Raw genomic sequence first — 17,459 nt, forward strand, 5'->3', positions numbered from 1 at the left:
GCCGAGGTTGCGGTGGTGGTCACACAGGGCGGTCAGGACACGGGCCAGGCGGCGGGCGTAGGCGAGCCGTGCGGAGGCGAGGGGCCGGATCTCTCCGCCGGCGTCGAGCTTGCGGCGAGCCTCGCCCAGGCAGACGTCGGCGAGTGCGCCCGGCATGCTCGGCAGCGAGCGGCTCGACCTCGGTCACCATCAGCTCGACGTGCCCGCGCAACTGTGCGATGAGCAGGGTGACGTCCATGGCGGTGGAAGGTGCGGCGAGGGCGAGTGCCCGGTGCACGGTGGCGCGCATGGACTGGAAGCCGGACGTACCGCGGTGGCGGCAGGTATACGAGGTCATCGAGGCCCGAATCGTGGACGGCACGTACCCGCCGGGCTCGCAGCTACCGGGCGTTCTCGCGATCCAGGGCGAGTTCGGCATCGCGCAGATGACGGCCCGCCGGGTCCTGTCCGAGCTGAGGGACACGGGCCTCGCGCAGATGCAGGTCGGCGTCGGAACGTTCGTCACCGAGTTGCCCTAGCCGTAGTAGCGCGATAGGTGGGCGCTGGTGACCGCCCTGTTTTGTGCGCACATCTATATGCGGGCGGCCCGCCCCCGGCGACTGGGGTTACACCGGGGGCGTGACCTGGGGCAAAGCCCCTAGTGGTGGAGCAGCCGTTCGACGACGGACCACAGCGCGCGTGCCGCTATCGCGATCCCGAGTCGTTCAGCCACTGCAAGCGCCCACCCCTTGCGGGAGTCGGCGTGATCCTTTGGCACCACTTGCTCACCTCACCTCATCTTGTTGGGCCAGGGCCGCCGAGGTCCGGCAACCCCCAGCGGAAACCGGGCGCTTGATCGACCCCGGCTACCAACTGATGAGGTGTGGCATGTGGAAGCTATGGGAGTACCCGCCGCCGCTGTCAGGGCGCGCGGCGGGCGCAGAGGCGCGCGAGGCTGACATGCCTTCTCACCCGCCTCGGCCGTCCCGCGGCAGACGCACGAAAGCGGCCCCGCCCTCCCGAAGGAGAGCGGGGCCGCGTCGGCGATCGATGGGTTACGCCGTGACCTCCGACCGCGACCCGGGTGTCCTGTGCACCGAACACCGCGAGCTGTACGAGGCGATCTGCGCCGGTGACACCGAACTCGCCGCCTCGCTCGCCTTCGTCCACGTGGAACGTGGCCGGCGCCCGTCCCTGGAGTCGCTGGCCGGGGTGCTGCCGGCCGGGGCCGATCCGGCCGAGGGGGACGGGCCGGGATGAGGTGTCCGGTCCCCTCCGCACCCCGGAACGGTCAACACCCGTCGATGGACCGGTTTTCGTGGCCCCCGCTTTGATCAAACACCGCGCAAACTTTCGAGCCGGCGACGAACCGGCGCCCGTCCATCGCCCTCCGCTGTCCCCAACGTGACCTATTCTCCCGACAGTTCCAGCGCACACCTGACTGGATCGCGCAGGCCGTGCGCGCCGCCTTCCGACGCCTTCGCCGGCCCGGAGGGGGAACGTGTTCATGGGGCGAAGACCACCGCTGGTGTCGACCGCGGCGCTGGCTGTCCTGTTCGTCAGCTGCTTCGGGCCGGGCGTGGCCCACGCGGACACCGTCGCCGGTACGGCGTTCCACGTCGACGACACGGCCACCGGCTGCAGCGACACCGGTCCCGGTTCGGCGGCCGAGCCCTTCTGCCAGATCCAGCCGGCCGCGGACGCCGCCGCTCCCGGTGACACCGTGTACGTCGTGGGCCGCAACACGGCCTACGCACCGGTGACCATCAGGTCCGCCGGCACCGCGGACGCACCGGTCACCTTCCTCTCCGCACCCGGCGACGGATCGTTGGTCACCGTCGGGGGCAAGGGCACGGCGGCGGTCACGTTCTCCGGCGCCCAGTACGTCGACATGGCCGGGATACGGGCAAGGACCTCCGGTACGACCGCCCTCGCCGTCACCGGCTCGCAGCACATCACCTACCGCGTCGCGGCGGTGCAGAGCACCCTGGTCGACGGCACCACCCCGGTCATCGCGGTCGACGGGTCCTCCTCCGGCATCTCGCTCACCCGCCTCACTGTCAGCCAGCCGCACGGGCCCGACTTCCGCAGTGCGGCCGGCGCGCGGGACATCACGCTCGCCGGCGACTCCTTCCAGGTCGGCGGTGTCCTCGCCGCGGGCACCACGGGGATCGACCTCGCGGGCGACACCGTCGCGACGGACTGCGCCGACGGGGTCAGCCTGACCGACGGCAGTTCCGGGTCGGTGGAGAACACGGTCGCGCTGCCCTACGGCACCACGACGTGCACCGGCACCCATGCCGGGATCACCGTCGACGCCGCCTCCGCCCCGCAGGTCACCGCGGACTACAACGCGCTCAACCCGTCGTCGGCCGGAACCGACTACGACTGGGCCGGCACCGCGTACGCCACCGCGCAGGCGTTCCGGGCGGGCACCGGACAGGGCACCCACGACCTGGACCAGACGGACCTGACGATCCCCGCGCTCGGGCGACCCGCCGAACACTCACCGCTCGTCGACTCGGCCGACACCGACGCTCCCGGTGAGCTGTCCACGGACATCGACGGCCATGCCCGCGTCGACGACCCGCTGGTCCCGGACACCGGTGCGGGCACCGGCCACGACGACCGCGGCGCCACGGAGTTCCAGGACCCGCTCACCGTGAGCGGGATCAAGATGGGCCGCGGATACGTCGGCGTTCCGGTCACCGCCACCGCACAGGTGAGCAATCCGTGGTCGGACTCGACGACCGGGTTCACGTACGCCTTCGACTTCGGCGGCGGCACCACCGTCACCTCCACCACCGGTTCGGCCACGCACACCTACACGCAGGCCACCGGGAGCAGCGGGGTCCAGGTCGCGGTGGTGGTCGACAGGGCCGACGGCACACGGGTCGGTGCCGCCGACATCTGGGCCTTGGTCGATCCCACACCGGACCTCACCTCGACCGTCTCCTGTGCGACGAGCCCCTCGGCACCGGACACCGCGAACTGCTTCTACAACGTCGACTTCGATCCGTACGCGGTCACCGGCGACCGGATCACCTACGGCGACGGCTCGACGGCCGTCTCCGTCACCGCCCTCAGCGACACGCTGAAGCACACCTACGCGGCCCCCGGCACGTACACCGTCACGCAGACGATCACCGACTCCGGCGGGCGGACCACCACCACGACCGCCGGGGCGACGGTCGGCGCGGCCTTCGTCACCGCGGGCCCCGAGCGGCTGCTGGACACCCGCAACGGGACGGGCGCGGCCAAGCGGCCGGTCGCCGCCGGCGGTGTGGTGCGGCTGAAGGTCCTCGGCGTGGACGGCATCCCGGCGTCCGGGGTGACGGGGGTGACCCTGAACATCACCGACGCGGGCGCCACCGCCGCCGGCTATGTGACGGTCTACCCGGACGGCACCACCCGCCCGAACGCCTCGAACCTCAACTTCCCAGCGGGACAGGACAATCCGAACCTCGTCACTGTCCGGGTGGGCACCGACGGCTACATCGACCTCTACAACGCGCACGGTGACGTGAACCTCATCGCCGACCTCGCGGGGTACTACACCACCACCAAGCCCAGCAGCGACGACCCGTACCTGTCCGGCCTGGCCACGGTGGTCCCGACCCGGGTGCTGGACACCCGCGACGGCACCGGCGCGCCCAAGGGCACGGTGGGACCCGGCAGCACCACGACCGTCACCCTGCCGAAGTACGCCCGGGGCGAGGCGACCGTCGGCGCCGTCCTCAACGTCACCGTGACCGGCGGCACCGGCAGCGGCTACATCACCGTCGCCTGCGACGGCCCCACCCCGCCGACCACGTCCACCCTCAACTACCGGGCCGGGCAGACCGCTTCCAACCTGGCCACCCCCTGTGTGGGCGCCGGCAAGGTCCACATCTACAACAGCGCCGGGCACGTCAACCTGATCGCCGACGTCCAGGGCGTGTACACGAACGACCTGGCGGGCTCGTCCGACGATCCCGTGGACCCCGACGCCCTCAGTGGCGGCCCCTTCGTGGGGACCACGCCCACCCGCTTCCTCGACACCCGCGCCGGCCTCGGCGCACCGGACGCGTCACTGGGCGCGGGCGGCACCCTCACCGTGAAGGTCACCGGTGTGGACGGAGTCCCCGCGGGCGCCTCCGCCGTGCTGGTCAACCTGACCGGCGTCACTCCGACCGTCAACACCCACCTGACCGCCTACGGCGACGGCAGCCTCCCGAACGTGTCCAACGACAACCTGACCGCGGGCCAGACCCGGCCGATCCTCGCCGTGGTTCCCGTCGGAGCCGACGGCTCCATCCGCATCCACAACGCGCTCGGCTCGGTCGACGTCGTCGCCGACCTGGAGGGTTACTTCGGCTGACGCGCCGGCGCGGACGGGATCCTCGTGACGGATCTCGACGGGGGCGACCCGACGACGATCCAAGGGGAGCCCGGTGCCACGGGGTTGGCGCTGTCGGACGACGGTTCCACGGTCCACGCGGCACCGCCCGGCCAGGACGCGATCGCCGGGATCGACACCAACACCCCGACGGAGACGGCCCGTTACCCCACCGGCGCGGGTACCCGTCCCGACTCGCTGGCCGTGGCCGGGGGCACGCTCTGGTTCGGTTACGGGGGCGCGGGTGCCGGTGGCATCGGGTCGGTGGACGGGACCGGGGCGGTGAAGACGGCCCGGGATTGCGGCAGTTGGGCCGGCTCCCCGCTACTGGCGACCACTCCGACGCCGTCCGGCACGCTCGTCGCGGCCGTACAGACGGGAGACACCTCGGCCTTCGTCACGTACCGGGTCGCGGACGGTGGGTTGACCCGGCAGGCGGCCCGGGCGCTGCCCGTCCCCGATCTCACCGACTTCGCGGTGACGGCCGACGGGCAGGACGTGGCGGTCACGTCGTGGCGGAATCCGAGCGCGAACAGGTTCCGCGTCTCCGACCTGGCCGCGGACGGCCTTGACACCCTGGGTCGTGAACCACCGTCCTACAGCGCCGACTTGATCGTGTGCAGCACCGCGTCCGCCATCCCCCGCTCGCCCCGCGCGTTCGGATGCACCGGTGCCGCCGGGCTCTCCGGTACGAGCGGTTCGATCCAGCGGGTGTCCTTCGCCGCGCAGGCGTTGTGGTCGGCGGAGGGTGTGTACGTGTCGACGTAGCCCGCCCCCGCCTCCGAAGCCCGTTGCCGCAGCATCGAGTTGAGCTGTTGCTCCTTCTCGCGGAGGAAGGTCACGTCGCCCGGTGCGAGGGACATCTCCCGGCCGCAGTCGGCGCTGTCGGTCGGCAGGATCGCCGGGTAGGAGACGATGTAGACCCGGGCCTCGGGGGCGCGGCGCCTGACCTCGGTCAGGACCCGGGTGAGGCGTTCGCCCGCCGTGGCGATCTTCTTCCGTACGGTGTCCAAGTCGCCGGTGACGTAGTTCCGTTCGCAGGGTGCGTCCTCGTGGAGGTACTTGCCGCTGCCCGTCATCTCGTACAGCGCGCCCATCGCCACGCACCGTCTGATCATCGAGCCGAAGTCGATGTCGTTGCCGCCGATGCCCACGGTGACCAGGCGGGTGGTCGACGAAAGTGCCCTGAGTTGCGGGGAGTTGGTGCCGTCGTCCGTGTGCTGCGACCCCGCGAGGTCGGCGGTCGTGGCGCCGCTGCAGCTCACATCGCGGAAGTCGCCTCCCTTGAGGCCGAGTTCGGCTGCCACGAGGGCCGGGTAGTTGCCGGCGGAGCGGTCGCAGCCGGCCGGGGTGCCGATGGGGTCGGTGATGCCGGGGCCCGCGGTGTAGGAGTCGCCGAGGGCCACGTACGGGCCCTTCGACGGGGCCGAGTAGGCGATGCCGGTGTGGCTGTCGTCGTTGCCGTCGCCGTCGCGGGTGACCAGGACGACGGTGAGCAGGGTGCCGCAGGCGAGGAGCCCGGCCACGCCGGCCTGCACTGAGGTTTTCATCGAAGTGCCCTCTCTGGTGGGCGAGTTGGTGACGCGGTGTGGACGTCCGCGGGCCCGGCGACGGGCGGGGGGAGTGCCCCGTCGCCGGGCCCGGGACTTGCGCCGGTCCCCGTCCCCACGGGATCCGGCACCGCGGGGCCGCCTCCGCTCTCGGCGGCCCCGGTCTGGGGGAGTCAGGGGACCGGAGTGAGACGGGCGGTGGGCGTGTCGGCGGCCGGTGCCGGGACCTTGCGGCTCAGCGCCTCGCCCTCGACGTCCATGCGGGGGAGGATCCGGTCCAGCCAACTCGGCAGGTACCAGGCCTTGTTGCCCAGGAGGGAGAGGACTGCGGGCACGATCGCCATCCGGACCACGAACGCGTCGAACAGCACCGCGATGGCCAGCCCGAAGCCGATCATCTTGATCATCGAGGCGCCCGCGCCGATGAAGCCCGAGAACACCGCCATCATGATCAGCGCGGCGGCCACGACCACCCGGGCGCTGTGCCGGAACCCGGAGACGATCGCCTCACCGGGCCCGTCCCCGTGGACGTACGCCTCGCGCATCCGGGAGACCAGGAACACCTCGTAGTCCATGGCGAGGCCGAAGACGATGCCCACCAGGAAGATCGGCATCAGGCTCATGATCGGTCCGGTCTGGTCGACGCCCAACAGCGAGGCCCCGTGGCCCTGTTGGAAGACCGCGACGACCGCGCCGAGCGCCGCGAGGACCGAGAGCAGGAAGCCGAGGGCCGCCTTCAGCGGGACGAGGAGGGAACGGAAGACCAGGAGCAGGAGGACGATCGCCAGGCCGACCACCAGCGCCAGGTACGGAATCAGCGCGCCCTGGACCTTCTGCGCCACGTCGATGTTCAACGCGGTGGTGCCGGTGACCTCGAAGCTCGCGCCGGAGGCCGTCGACTCGATGCCCGACCGCTCGTCGCGGATCGTCTGGACGAGTTGCTTCGTCTTCTCGTCGGTGGGGCTGGTGGCGGGGGTCGCGCTGAACACCGCTGTGTCGCCTGCCGAGTTGAAGCGGGCGGGTGAGACGGAGACCACCCCGTCCGTCGCCGCGATGTCCTTCGAGATCGTCGCTACGGCGCTCTTCGCGTCGTCCGCCTTCTTCGCGTCCACGACGATGGTCAGGGGACCGTTGAAGCCGGGGCCGAAGCCCGTCGCGAGGTCGTCGTAGGCACGGCGTTCGGTGGTGGCCGTGGACTTGGCCTCGTCGCCGGGCATGCCGAGCTGGAGGTTGAGGGCCGGGAGGGCCATCGCGCCGAGGCCTACGACGCCGAGCAGCAGGACGGGGATCGGGCGGCGGACGACGAGCCGGGCCCAACGGCTGCCGCCGTTCTCGCCGTTGGCGTTGCCCCGCCCGGCCTTGGCCCTGCCCTTCCGGTCGCGGCGGGAGAGGACGGCGTTCGGCCAGAAGCCGAGGAAGGCCGGGACCAGGGTGAGGGAGATCAGGACCGACAGGAGGACCGCGCCCGCCGCCGCCAGGCCCATCTTCGTCAGCATCGGGATACCGACCACCGACAGACCGGCCAGGGCGATGACCACGGTCAGACCGGCGAACACCACGGCCGAACCCGCCGTACCGGCGGCCAGTCCCGCCGCTTCGCGCGGCGCGTGGCCCTTCTCGCGTTCCTCCCGGTAGCGGGAGACGACGAACAGCGCGTAGTCGATTCCGCAGGCGAGGCCGAGCATCGTGGCCAGCGTGCCGGTGGTCTCGGAGAGGCCGAAGGCGCTGCCCAGGGCGAGCACCGCGGACATGCTGATGCCGACGCCCAGGATCGCGGTGAGGAGCGGCAGGCCGGCCGCGGCCAGCGAACCGAAGGTTATGAGCAGGACCACGGCCGCTATCGCGATGCCGATCGCCTCGGCACTGCCGCCCGCCGCGGGCTGGGTGGCGAGCGCGTCGCCGCCGACCTCGACGGTCAGGCCCGCGTCCCGGGCCGTGTCGATGGCCCGTTCCAGATGGGTCTTGGCGGCGCCGGTGAGGTCGTCGGCCTTCACCTTGAACGTGACGGTGGAGTACGCCGTGGACGCGTCCTTGCTCACCGCCTTCGCGGCGAACGGGTCGACGGCGGAGGCGACTTGGGAACCGTCGGCCGCCTCCGTGACCAGCTTCTCGATCGCCGCCCTGTTCTCGGTCGCGGTGACCTTCTCGCCGTTCGGGGCGACGAAGACGATCCGGGCGTTCGCGCCGTCCGCCGCGGTGCCGGGGAAGCGCTGCTCCAGCAGGTCGAAGGCGCGCTGCGACTCGATGCCGGGCATCGTGAAGCCGTCGTCCGGAGTGGCGGGGGCCTTGGCGGCGGCGAATCCGACGGCGCCGAGGACCGCCACCCACAACAGGGTGACGAACCAGCGCCACCGGAAGGCCACACGGCCCAAGCGATAAAGGAGAGTTGCCATGGCTGGGGAAGGCCTCCACGTCGGCGGTCGGTCGAGATCCAGATCGAGTGCGTGATCGTGGTCCCAAGCCTTCCGGCGGCGGCTCTCCGGCACGAGGGAGTGCCCTCCCGAATGAATGGTGTAGCCCGCTACACCATCGCCGCGCGGCTCAGCCCGCGTTAAGCTCCGTCAACTGGCCCAGCGGCAGCGTGTGGTGCGTCTGGAGGACCTTCGCGCGTAGATACCGGACGTTGTGCGGGGTGGTGAAGACACCGGTCGGGACGCGGTCGTGCACGTCGATGCCGAGCCCGCGCAACTGGTCCGCCTTGTCAGGGTTGTTGGACAGCAGGTCCAGGGACGTGATCCCGAGGGCGGTGAGCATCTGCGCGGCGGCCGTGTAGTCACGGGCGTCCTCGGGCAGGCCCAGCGCGGTGTTCGCGGCGTACGTGTCGAGACCCTGGTCCTGGAGGGCGTACGCGTCGAGCTTGTTGTAGAGGCCGATGCCGCGGCCCTCCTGGCGCAGGTAGAGCAGGACACCGCCGCGCTCGGCGATGCGCTCGACGGCCTCGCGCAGCTGGGGCCCGCAGTCGCAGCGGGCGGACCCGAAGACATCGCCGGTCAGGCACTCGGAGTGCAGCCGGACCAGCGGGGTCGTACCGGGGGCGGGGTCGCCGAGGACGACCGCCACGTGTTCCTGGCCGTCGGTCAGGCCGTGGAAGGTGACGAGTTCGGCGTCGACGCCGTAGCCGTCCTGGAAGCGCAGCGGTACCCGGACGCGGGCACGCGGGGTGGCGGCGGGGAAGTCGGGCATGCGGGTCTCCGTGGTCCGGCGGCAGGTACGCGGATGTGCGTCAGTGAGGTGCTTCAGTTTTGAAGCACATCCACGATGACGGACACTACCTCATGCTTGAAATTTGAAGCAACAGAATTGTGGGACGGGTCACGAACACGAAGGCGTGGAGCGGCGGCGCCACGGCACGTCCTCCGGCTCCTCCAGCGCCCGCACGATCCCGGCGCTGATCTCCTCCATCTGCCGTACCTGCTCCGGCGTGAGGTGATCGAAGATCGCGGCCCGTACGGTCTCGACATGCCCCGGCGCCGTACGTTCCAGGACGGTCATCCCCTCGTCGGTCAGGACCGCGGTGCTGCCGCGCTTGTCGGACGGACACCCTTCCCGCCGCACCAGGCCGTCCTTCTCCAGCCGGGTCACCGCGTACGTCAGCCGGCTCCGGGTGATCTTCGACTTCTCGGCGAGGTCGGTCATCCGCAGCCGGCGGTCCGGCACCTCGGAGAGGTTGGCGAGGATGGAGTAGTACAGGTGGGGCATGCCGGCCTCCTGCTGGAGCTGCCGGTCGATCGCGTCCTCCAGGAGGTGCGTCGCGGCGATGTGCGCGCGCCAGGCGCGCTGCTCCTCGGCGGTGAGCCAGCGAGTCGTCATGCCCCCAGTGTAGGTTTGTTTCAAACTTGAACCAAGCCCCGCCGTTCCACCAAGCCCCGCCGTCCCCACGAGCAATGACCCGGGAGCGCGTCGATGCCCCACCCCTACGTCCTGCTGTCCGCCGCCGTCTCCCTCGACGGCTACCTCGACGACACCGGCCCCGACCGGCTGCTCCTCTCCAGCCCGGCAGACTTCGACCGTGTCGACGAGGTCCGGGCATCGGTCGACGCGATCCTCATCGGCGCCGGAACGATCCGCGCGGACAACCCCCGCCTCCTCGTCAACTCCCCTGAGCGCAGGGCCAGTCGCATCGCCGCGGGCAAACCCGAGTACCCCCTCAAGGTCACGGTCACCGCCTCCGGCGACCTGGACCCGACGGCCAACTTCTGGCACACGGGCGGCGAAAAGCTCGTCTGTACGACGGACAAGGGCGCGGAGCGAGCACGCGGGCTGGGTCTCGCCGCGGACGTCGTCGCCCTCGGCCCCGACCTCGACTGGCGCGCGCTGCTTGAACACCTGCACGCGGTAAGGGGAGTTGACCGCCTGATGGTCGAGGGCGGCGGCACGATCCACACCCAGCTCCTCCAACAGGGCCTGGCCGACGAACTCCACCTGGTCCTGTCCCCCCTCTTCGTGGGCGACGACAAGGCCCCCCGCCTCTTCGGCCCGGGCACGTACCAGCCGGGTCGCCTCCGCCTCGTCGAGACCCGCCCCATCGAGGACGTGGTCCTCATGCACTACGAACCCACCGTCCCCGGCACCGGAGACCTCCCCTCCGCCGCCGACCACCACTGGCTCGCCCTCGCCTGCGACCTGGCCGCCGACTGCCCGCCCTCGGAGACGGCGTTCAGCGTCGGCGCGGTGGTGGTGGCGGAGGACGGCACGGAGCTGTCCCGGGGCCACTCCCGCGAGGCGGGCGACCCGGTGGTCCACGCGGAGGAGGCGGCGCTGGCGAAGATCGACCCGCAGGACCCGCGCCTCGCGACCGCCACGGTCTACACGAGCCTGGAACCCTGCACCCACCGCGCCTCCCGTCCCAAGCCCTGTGCCCAACTGATCCTCGACGCGGGGGTACGACGGGTGGTGACGGCTTGGCGCGAGCCGGACACGTTCGTGGAGGGGGCGGACGGGAGCGGGGCGCTGGCCGCGCGGGGGGTGACCGTGGTCGTACTCCCGGAGGACGAGGAGCGAGCGAAGGCGCCGAACCGGCATCTGCTCGGCTGAGGTGCGCCACCCCCTCTGGAGAAATGTGACACCTCAGGGGGTGAGTGTCACATTTCTCCGGAACACCCCCTGCCTCCCTGCCCTCGCTGCTCCCCGACCGGCCCATCAGATCCTGCGCCCCACCGCCCACCAGGTCACGCTCACAAGGAACCGGTGCGGACAAGGCGGAGGTAGGACACATGAGGGCAGTGGGTCGGCGGCACGCCATCACCATGCTGGGCGCGTCCGTAGCCGTAGGGCTACTCGCCTCGTGCGGATCGGCGGACACCGGTACCCGGACCATGGCCCGGGCACTCCCCGCCGGCGCCGCGTTCACCCACCCCGGGGTGCTCGTCAGCAAGGGCCAGCTGGACGCCGTACGCAAGAACGTGGCCGCCGGCAAACAGCCCTGGCTGAAGGCGTACTTCGGGATGCGGGACAGCAAGTACGGGTCGTACAAGTACACGGCGAAGCCGTCCGCGGACGTCGACTGCCCCTGGAACGGCAAGGCCGCGCACGGCTGTGTCGAGGAGCGCGAGGACGCGATCGCGGCGTACACGCAGGCGCTGCTGTTCAGCATCACCGGGAAGCAGCATCACGCGCTGAAGGCGCGGGAGATCATGGACGACTGGTCGGCGAAGATGAAGGAGCACACCTCCGACGACGCCGGACTGCAGACCGCGTGGGCCGGTTCGACCTGGGCGCGGGCGGCGGAGATCGTGCGGTACGCGCCCGGCGCCGGATGGCCGGCGGACCGGGTCGAGCGGTTCGGGACGATGCTGCGTACCGCCTACGAGCCGGAAGTCACCAAGGACCTGCCGGACTACAACGGCAACTGGGACCTCGCGATGACGGACGCGGCGATCGGCATCGCCGTGTTCCTCGACGACCACAAGGCCTTCGACGCGGCCGTCAAACGCTTCCGCGACCGCGTGCCCGCCTACTTCTACCTGGCCAAGGACGGCAAGGTGCCGCTCACCCCGGTGGGCTCGAAGCTCACCACCCCGCAGAAGCTGACGACGTACTGGTTCAAGCAGACGACCTTCAAGGACGGCGTCGCCCAGGAGACCTGCCGCAACTTCAAGCACGTCGGGTACTCGCTGGCCGCGACCGCGCACATCGCCGAGACCGCCTGGCACCAGGGCGTCGACCTCTACGACGGGGTCAAGGACCGGCTCAAGGCCGCCCTGGAGTTCCACGCCCGCTACCAGCTCGGCGAGCCCGCGCCCGCCTGGCTGTGCGGCGGCAAGGTCGACCGGAACATGGGCCCCGACCTGGAGGTCGCCGTCAACCACCTGGAGGGCCGGCTCGGCATGAAGGTGCCCGCCGCGCACAAGCTCGCCGAGTCCACCCGCCCGGCCGGCAGCGACGACCTGTTCGTCTCCTGGGAGACCCTCACGCACGCCGGGAACACCGCCGACTGAAACCTGTGTGACATCGGACCCCGCGAATGGCGTATAGTTGCAATCACAACGGCGCGGGGTGGAGCAGCTCGGTAGCTCGCTGGGCTCATAACCCAGAGGTCGCAGGTTCAAATCCTGTCCCCGCTACTAAGGCCAAGGGCCGGAATCCAGAAATGGGTTCCGGCCCTTGGTGTTTCTCCCGCCCCGGTCGGCCCACCCCGCTCGCCGCCCTTGCCCGGCCAGGAAAAACTGGACGCGTGGAGGAGGGTCCGTATGTGCGAGCCGGTGGGCGCCTGCCCGGCGATCCCGTGCCCGACCCCGGCCTCGGCCCCGACGAGGGACGGCGGATCCCGTACGCCCTCGGCTTCGTCCGCCGACTTCCCCCGCTGCTGCTGGTCGGCGGGGCGTTCTACGACTACTTCACCCCGCAGGCCTTCACCGCGGCCCCGTTCTTCACCGCCGCCCCGCTCGTCGCCGCCCCCCTCTACTCGCGGCGCGGCACCGTGCTCACCGGCCTGGCCTCCGTCGCCGTCGTCCTCGTGATCCACATCAGGCTCGGCATCGTCTTCCGCACGGATGCGGTCACCGAGGCGGCCACGGTGGCGACCGTCGCCGTGCTGGCCGTCCTGATCAACCTCCTGGTCCGCCGCAGCAGCGAACAGCTCGCCTCCGCGCGCGAGATCGCCGAGGCCGCCCAGCGGGCCGTCCTGCCCGAACCGGCCGAGCGGATCGGCGGGTTCGCGATCGCGGCACGGTACGAGGCGGCGCAGGAGGGCGCGTTCATCGGCGGCGACCTGTACGCGGTGCAGGACACCCCGCACGGCGTACGGCTGGTCGTCGGTGACGTGCGCGGCAAGGGCATGGGCGCGGTCGCCGCCGTCGCCGTGGTCATCGGGGCGTTCCGGGAGGCCGCCGAGCAGGAGGCGACCCTGGAGGCGGTCGCGCAGCGGCTGGAGCGGGCGCTGGCGCGCGAGGGCACCCGGCGCGACGGGCTCGACGCGTTCGAGGGGTTCACCACGGCCGTCCTCGCCGAACTCCCGCACGGCGACGGCGTCGTACGGATCGTCGACCGGGGCCACCCGCCGCCGCTGCTCCTGCACGAGGACGGCACCGTCCGCACGTTGCAGGTCGAGGAGCCCGCACTGCCCCTGGGAATGGGCGAGTTGGGGGTCTGGCCCGACCGTGCCGAGGAGTTCGCGTTCCCGGGCGGGGCCACCCTCCTCGTGCACACCGACGGGCTGTCCGAGGCGCGCGACTCCCGCGGTGTCTTCTACGACCCCGGGGCGCGGCTGGCCGGCCGGACCTTCCGTACCCCCGAGGCGTTGCTCGGCATCCTCGCCAAGGAGGTGCGCCGGTACTCCGGGGGCTGGATGACGGACGACATGGCGATGATCGCCGTACGCCATCCCTGACCGGATATCACGGGCCGTGACCGGTCGGGAGCCGTCCGCACAACAACTGATACACCGTCAATACCTGTGGGAATTCTGAGGCTTGGCCAACTCGCCCGTTTTTCGCCGGTGGTGGGCCCTTCGTCCAGCAAGGAAAGGTTAATGATCAAGCCGAACGGCTTGGAAACGGACGCCCGTGTCTATTAACGTTCGATAACGCAGCGCGGTCGTCCCAGCCGTCACAAGAGATGGCTCCGTGCGCACGCGCCGAATCCCGCAAGGGAACCGGGGAACCACCACCTTGGGGTGAATCGCTCGTCGACTGCCGTGGAAACACGGCCGGTTTACGCGCGTAGGAGACCTTCCTGCTCCGAACCCGTCAGCTAACCCGGTAGGCGAGAGGGAAGGAAAGGAGCACGCCCACGTGGCGTCCAACCAGGCTGCCCCAGAAGCCCCTGTCGTCTACGGCGGTTACCGCCCCGACGAGGGCCCCTGGGAGGAGTGGAATCCGAGTGCGGAGACCGTTCTTCCCAACCGCGGCAAGCACCGTGTCGCCAAGCAGCGTGGTGGCGGAGGATTCGCCCGCAGCTCCACCGTTCTGGGTGTCGGTGTCATAGCCGCCGTCAGCGCGGGCGGCATGGCCAGCGCCAACACCGGCAAGCCGCCGGTCTCCATCTCCCTGCCCGACCTGCCCTCCGTGGGCCACCTGCTGGACGACTCGTCCAGTAGTACCCCCAAGGGTTCGGCCACGGCGCTCAGCAGCGTCGGCGTGACCACGACCGAGACCGCCAAGGGCGCCTCGGACGCGGGTGAGCTGCTGCGCAACCGGATCATGGCGCAGGCCGAGTCACAGCAGGTGCAGGTCGACGGCAAGTCGAAGGCCGCCGTAGAGGCCGCCGTCGCCAAGCAGGTCGACGACGCCGCCGCCAAGGCCGAGAAGGACGCCGCGAAGAAGGCCGCCGACGCGAAGAAGGCCGCGGAGGCCGCCGCCAAGAAGAAGACCGAGGCCGCGAAGCTCGCCGTGCTGGCCAAGCAGTACACGCTGCCGGTCGGCTCGTACACGATCACCGGCACCTTCGGCCAGGCCGGCTCCATGTGGTCCTCCGGGTATCACACGGGTCTCGACTTCGCCGCTCCCACCGGCACGCTGATCAAGGCCGTCCACAGCGGCACGGTCACCGAGGCGGGCTGGGCCGGGGCGTACGGGTACCGCACGATCATCACCCTCGACGACGGCACCGAGCTGTGGTTCTGCCACCAGTCCTCGATCAACGTGAGCGTCGGACAGAAGGTCTCCACCGGTGAGGTCATCGGCCGCGTGGGCGCGACCGGCAACGTGACCGGGCCGCACCTCCACCTGGAGGTGCACATCAACGGCGCCGCCACCGCCAGCGACCCGGCGCCCTGGCTGCGCAGCAAGGGCCTCAACCCCTGAGGGTCTGGAATATCCGGTTCCGGTCCGGCTGTTGAAGAGGGTCATGACTTCTCTTCGCAAGCTGGGCCGGTCCGATCTTGAGGTCTTCCCGCTCTCCCTCGGCGGCAACGTCTTCGGCTGGACCGCCGACGAGGCGACCTCGTTCGCCGTGCTCGACGCCTACGCGGCCGCGGGCGGCAACTTCGTCGACACCGCCGACTCGTACTCGGCGTTCGCGCCGGGCAACCAGGGCGGCGAGTCCGAGACGATCATCGGCAAGTGGGTCAAGGCCCGCGGCAACCGTGCCGACGTCGTCATCGCCACCAAGGTCAGCCAGCACCCCGACTTCCCGGGCCTGAGCGCCGCCAACATCAAGGCCGCCGCGGACGCCTCCCTGCGCCGCCTCGACACCCACCACATCGACCTCTACTACACCCACTTCGACCAGGTCGAGGTGCCGGTCGAGGAGATCATCGGCGCGCTGGACGAGCTGGTGAAGGCGGGTAAGGTGCGGCACATCGCCGCCTCCAACATCACCCCCGAGCGCCTGCGGGCCTCCCTCGACTTCTCCGACCGCGAGGGCCTGGCCCGCTATGTCGCCCTCCAGCCCCACTACAACCTCGTCTCGCGCGACACCTACGAGGGTGAGCTGAGCGAGCTCGCCGCGCGGGAGGGCCTGGCCGCGGTCCCGTACTTCGCGCTGGCCGCCGGCTTCCTCACCGGCAAGTACCGCCCCGGTACGACCGTCGACAGCCCGCGGGCCGGGCGCGCGGCCCAGTACCTCGCATCGGAGCGCGGCCTGAACGTCCTCACCGCCCTCGACGAGGTCGCCCGGGCCCACGACGCCCCGGTCGCCACGGTGGCCCTCGCCTGGCTCGCCGCCCAGCCCACGGTCGCGGCCCCGATCGCGTCGGCCCGGTCGGTGGAGCAACTCCCCGCGCTGCTGGGCGTGGCCGAACTGGAGCTGACGGACGCGGAGATCACCCGCCTCACGCAGGCGTCCGCGTAGCCGTCCTCGGAGCTATGACCGGTACGGGTTGTACAGGGGAGACCCGTACGACCCGTACACCGGCGGCCACGGCGGCACCACCACCGGCACCGGTGGCGCCGTCCGGCGCGCCGCGTAGTACAGCGCGGGCCGCGCCACCTCCCGGCGCAGCCACAGCTCGTGCAGCAACTCCCTCTCCCGTACGACGAAGTCGGCGCCGACGCGGCCCCGCGCGGCCCGGTGCCGCAGGAACGCCAGGGAGGTCGCGTGGGCCTCGTACCGGGCGACCGAGCGGGCCGCCTGCCTGCCGAGGTGGTGGCGGGCGTACTCGCGGGCCAGCCGCCGCGCCTTCATCGAGCCGAGCACGAACGGTTCGGCCGGGGTCAGCCAGCCCGCGTAGACGTAGGCGGGCAACTCCTCGCGCACACTGCGGAGTTCGCGTTGCCGGGTCCAGACGGCGAGCCAGGTCAGCAGGCCGAACATGGGGACCATGAAGACGCCGTAGACCTCGAAGAAGCCGTACTGGCCGAAGGTGGAGGAGCCGTTCCAGATCGCGTGCATGCCCATCGCGAGCAGCAGGCCGGTCAGGGGGATCAGGACGCGGCGGATGTGCTGGCGGTCGGGGGAGAGGGCGGCGATGCCGAAGCCGATGCCGGTGAGGACGGTGAACAGGGGGTGCGCGAAGGGGGACATGACGATGCGCACGAAGAAGGTCGCCGCGGTGACGGAGGTGAAGCCGCGGTCGCCGGTGAGCTGGTCGGTGCCGAAGGCGGTGCCGAGGTAGAGGATGTTCTCGGTGAACGCGAAGCCGGTGGCGGTGACCCCGGCTATCACCACCCCGTCGACGATCCCGGTGAAGTCCCGTCTGCGGAAGAGGAACACGAGGAGTACGGCCGCCGCCTTCGCCGACTCCTCGACGATCGGGGCTATGACGGTGGCGCCGAGGGTGTCCGCGCTGGTCGGGTCGGCGGTCGTGGTCGCTATCCATCTGGTCGCGAAGCTGTTGGCGACGATGGCTATGAGGGCCGCGGCGCAGGCGCCCCACGCGAAGGAGAAGAGCAGGTTCCGCCAGGGCCCGGGGTCGACGCGGTCCAGCCAGCGGAACGCGGCGAGGAGGAGGGGTACGGGTAGTACGGCGAGCCCGAGGCCGACCAAGAAGCCTTCCGTGCCGGTCTGTTGGCGGACCAGCGCGAGGATGACGAGCCCGGAGAGCGTCAGCAGGGCGATCAGCGCGCCGTAGCGGACCCAGTTCCGCTGCCACCAGCGCACCCGCGGCCCGTGCCCGGGCACACCACCGGCGGGGTGGCCGGGGTGCGGGGGGTACGGCGGAAACGTGGCCACGG

14 protein-coding genes, 1 tRNA gene and 1 riboswitch are annotated in these 17,459 nt (G+C 71.0%); of the genes, 9 read left to right on the top strand and 6 right to left on the bottom strand.

The features are described 5' to 3' along the window. Nucleotides 1-19: 19 nt before the first annotated feature. Nucleotides 20-337: a DUF6415 family natural product biosynthesis protein gene (locus OG407_RS27645; protein ID WP_405862095.1), complete on the bottom strand. Its 318-nt coding sequence runs from the start codon at nt 335-337 to the stop codon at nt 20-22. Between OG407_RS27645 and OG407_RS27650 the strand changes: the two genes are divergently transcribed. From OG407_RS27650 to OG407_RS27660, 3 genes are all read left to right on the top strand, one after another. After that, the gene (locus OG407_RS27650) at nt 288-518 is read left to right on the top strand and encodes a winged helix-turn-helix domain-containing protein (RefSeq protein ID WP_327402967.1); all 231 of its coding nucleotides are present in this window, start codon (nt 288-290) and stop codon (nt 516-518) included. The two genes, OG407_RS27645 and OG407_RS27650, sit on opposite strands and share 50 nt — an antisense overlap. Nucleotides 519-1,041: 523 nt before the next feature. Next, nucleotides 1,042-1,239 (top strand): hypothetical protein, encoded by a 198-nt coding sequence (locus OG407_RS27655; protein WP_405862097.1) that lies wholly within the window; start codon nt 1,042-1,044, stop codon nt 1,237-1,239. 247 nt (nt 1,240-1,486) lie between these two features. Continuing rightward, nucleotides 1,487-4,339 (top strand): PKD domain-containing protein, encoded by a 2,853-nt coding sequence (locus OG407_RS27660; protein WP_405862099.1) that lies wholly within the window; start codon nt 1,487-1,489, stop codon nt 4,337-4,339. Nucleotides 4,340-4,953: 614 nt separating this feature from the next. Here OG407_RS27660 and OG407_RS27665 read toward each other — a convergent pair. The 4 genes from OG407_RS27665 to OG407_RS27680 form a co-directional block, all read right to left on the bottom strand. Then, nucleotides 4,954-5,907: an SGNH/GDSL hydrolase family protein gene (locus OG407_RS27665; protein WP_405862101.1), complete on the bottom strand. Its 954-nt coding sequence runs from the start codon at nt 5,905-5,907 to the stop codon at nt 4,954-4,956. A gap of 173 nt (nt 5,908-6,080) precedes the next feature. After that, on the bottom strand, nt 6,081-8,300 hold the full coding sequence (locus OG407_RS27670; RefSeq protein WP_405862103.1) for an MMPL family transporter: 2,220 nt from the start codon (nt 8,298-8,300) through the stop codon (nt 6,081-6,083). Between the two features lie 148 nt (nt 8,301-8,448). Next, nucleotides 8,449-9,090 (bottom strand): GTP cyclohydrolase II, encoded by a 642-nt coding sequence (gene ribA / locus OG407_RS27675; protein ID WP_328681900.1) that lies wholly within the window; start codon nt 9,088-9,090, stop codon nt 8,449-8,451. Between the two features lie 129 nt (nt 9,091-9,219). Next, nucleotides 9,220-9,717, bottom strand: coding sequence for a MarR family winged helix-turn-helix transcriptional regulator (locus OG407_RS27680; protein ID WP_405862105.1), 498 nt, complete (start codon nt 9,715-9,717; stop codon nt 9,220-9,222). Between the two features lie 93 nt (nt 9,718-9,810). Between OG407_RS27680 and OG407_RS27685 the strand changes: the two genes are divergently transcribed. From OG407_RS27685 to OG407_RS27710, 6 genes are all read left to right on the top strand, one after another. Beyond that, entirely contained in the window at nt 9,811-10,941 is a 1,131-nt protein-coding gene (locus tag OG407_RS27685; protein WP_405862107.1) for a dihydrofolate reductase family protein, read from the top strand. A gap of 179 nt (nt 10,942-11,120) precedes the next feature. Further along, nucleotides 11,121-12,344: an alginate lyase family protein gene (locus OG407_RS27690; protein ID WP_405862109.1), complete on the top strand. Its 1,224-nt coding sequence runs from the start codon at nt 11,121-11,123 to the stop codon at nt 12,342-12,344. A gap of 52 nt (nt 12,345-12,396) precedes the next feature. Beyond that, nucleotides 12,397-12,470 (top strand) — tRNA-Met (locus tag OG407_RS27695). Between the two features lie 110 nt (nt 12,471-12,580). Beyond that, nucleotides 12,581-13,735, top strand: coding sequence for a PP2C family protein-serine/threonine phosphatase (locus OG407_RS27700; protein WP_405862111.1), 1,155 nt, complete (start codon nt 12,581-12,583; stop codon nt 13,733-13,735). Between the two features lie 234 nt (nt 13,736-13,969). After that, nucleotides 13,970-14,127: riboswitch (cyclic di-AMP (ydaO/yuaA leader) on the top strand. Between the two features lie 11 nt (nt 14,128-14,138). Then, the gene (locus OG407_RS27705; RefSeq protein ID WP_405862113.1) at nt 14,139-15,149 is read left to right on the top strand and encodes a M23 family metallopeptidase; all 1,011 of its coding nucleotides are present in this window, start codon (nt 14,139-14,141) and stop codon (nt 15,147-15,149) included. A 43-nt stretch (nt 15,150-15,192) separates the two neighbouring features. Continuing rightward, nucleotides 15,193-16,137, top strand: a complete 945-nt coding sequence (locus OG407_RS27710) for an aldo/keto reductase (protein ID WP_405862115.1) — start codon at nt 15,193-15,195, stop codon at nt 16,135-16,137. A gap of 12 nt (nt 16,138-16,149) precedes the next feature. Here the strand turns inward: OG407_RS27710 and OG407_RS27715 are convergent, their stop codons facing one another. Beyond that, nucleotides 16,150-17,457, bottom strand: coding sequence for a PrsW family glutamic-type intramembrane protease (locus OG407_RS27715; protein WP_405862116.1), 1,308 nt, complete (start codon nt 17,455-17,457; stop codon nt 16,150-16,152). Nucleotides 17,458-17,459 lie beyond the last annotated feature (2 nt).

The sequence above is a fragment of the Streptomyces sp. NBC_01515 genome (genome assembly GCF_045040345.1).
Lineage (GTDB): Bacteria > Actinomycetota > Actinomycetes > Streptomycetales > Streptomycetaceae > Streptomyces.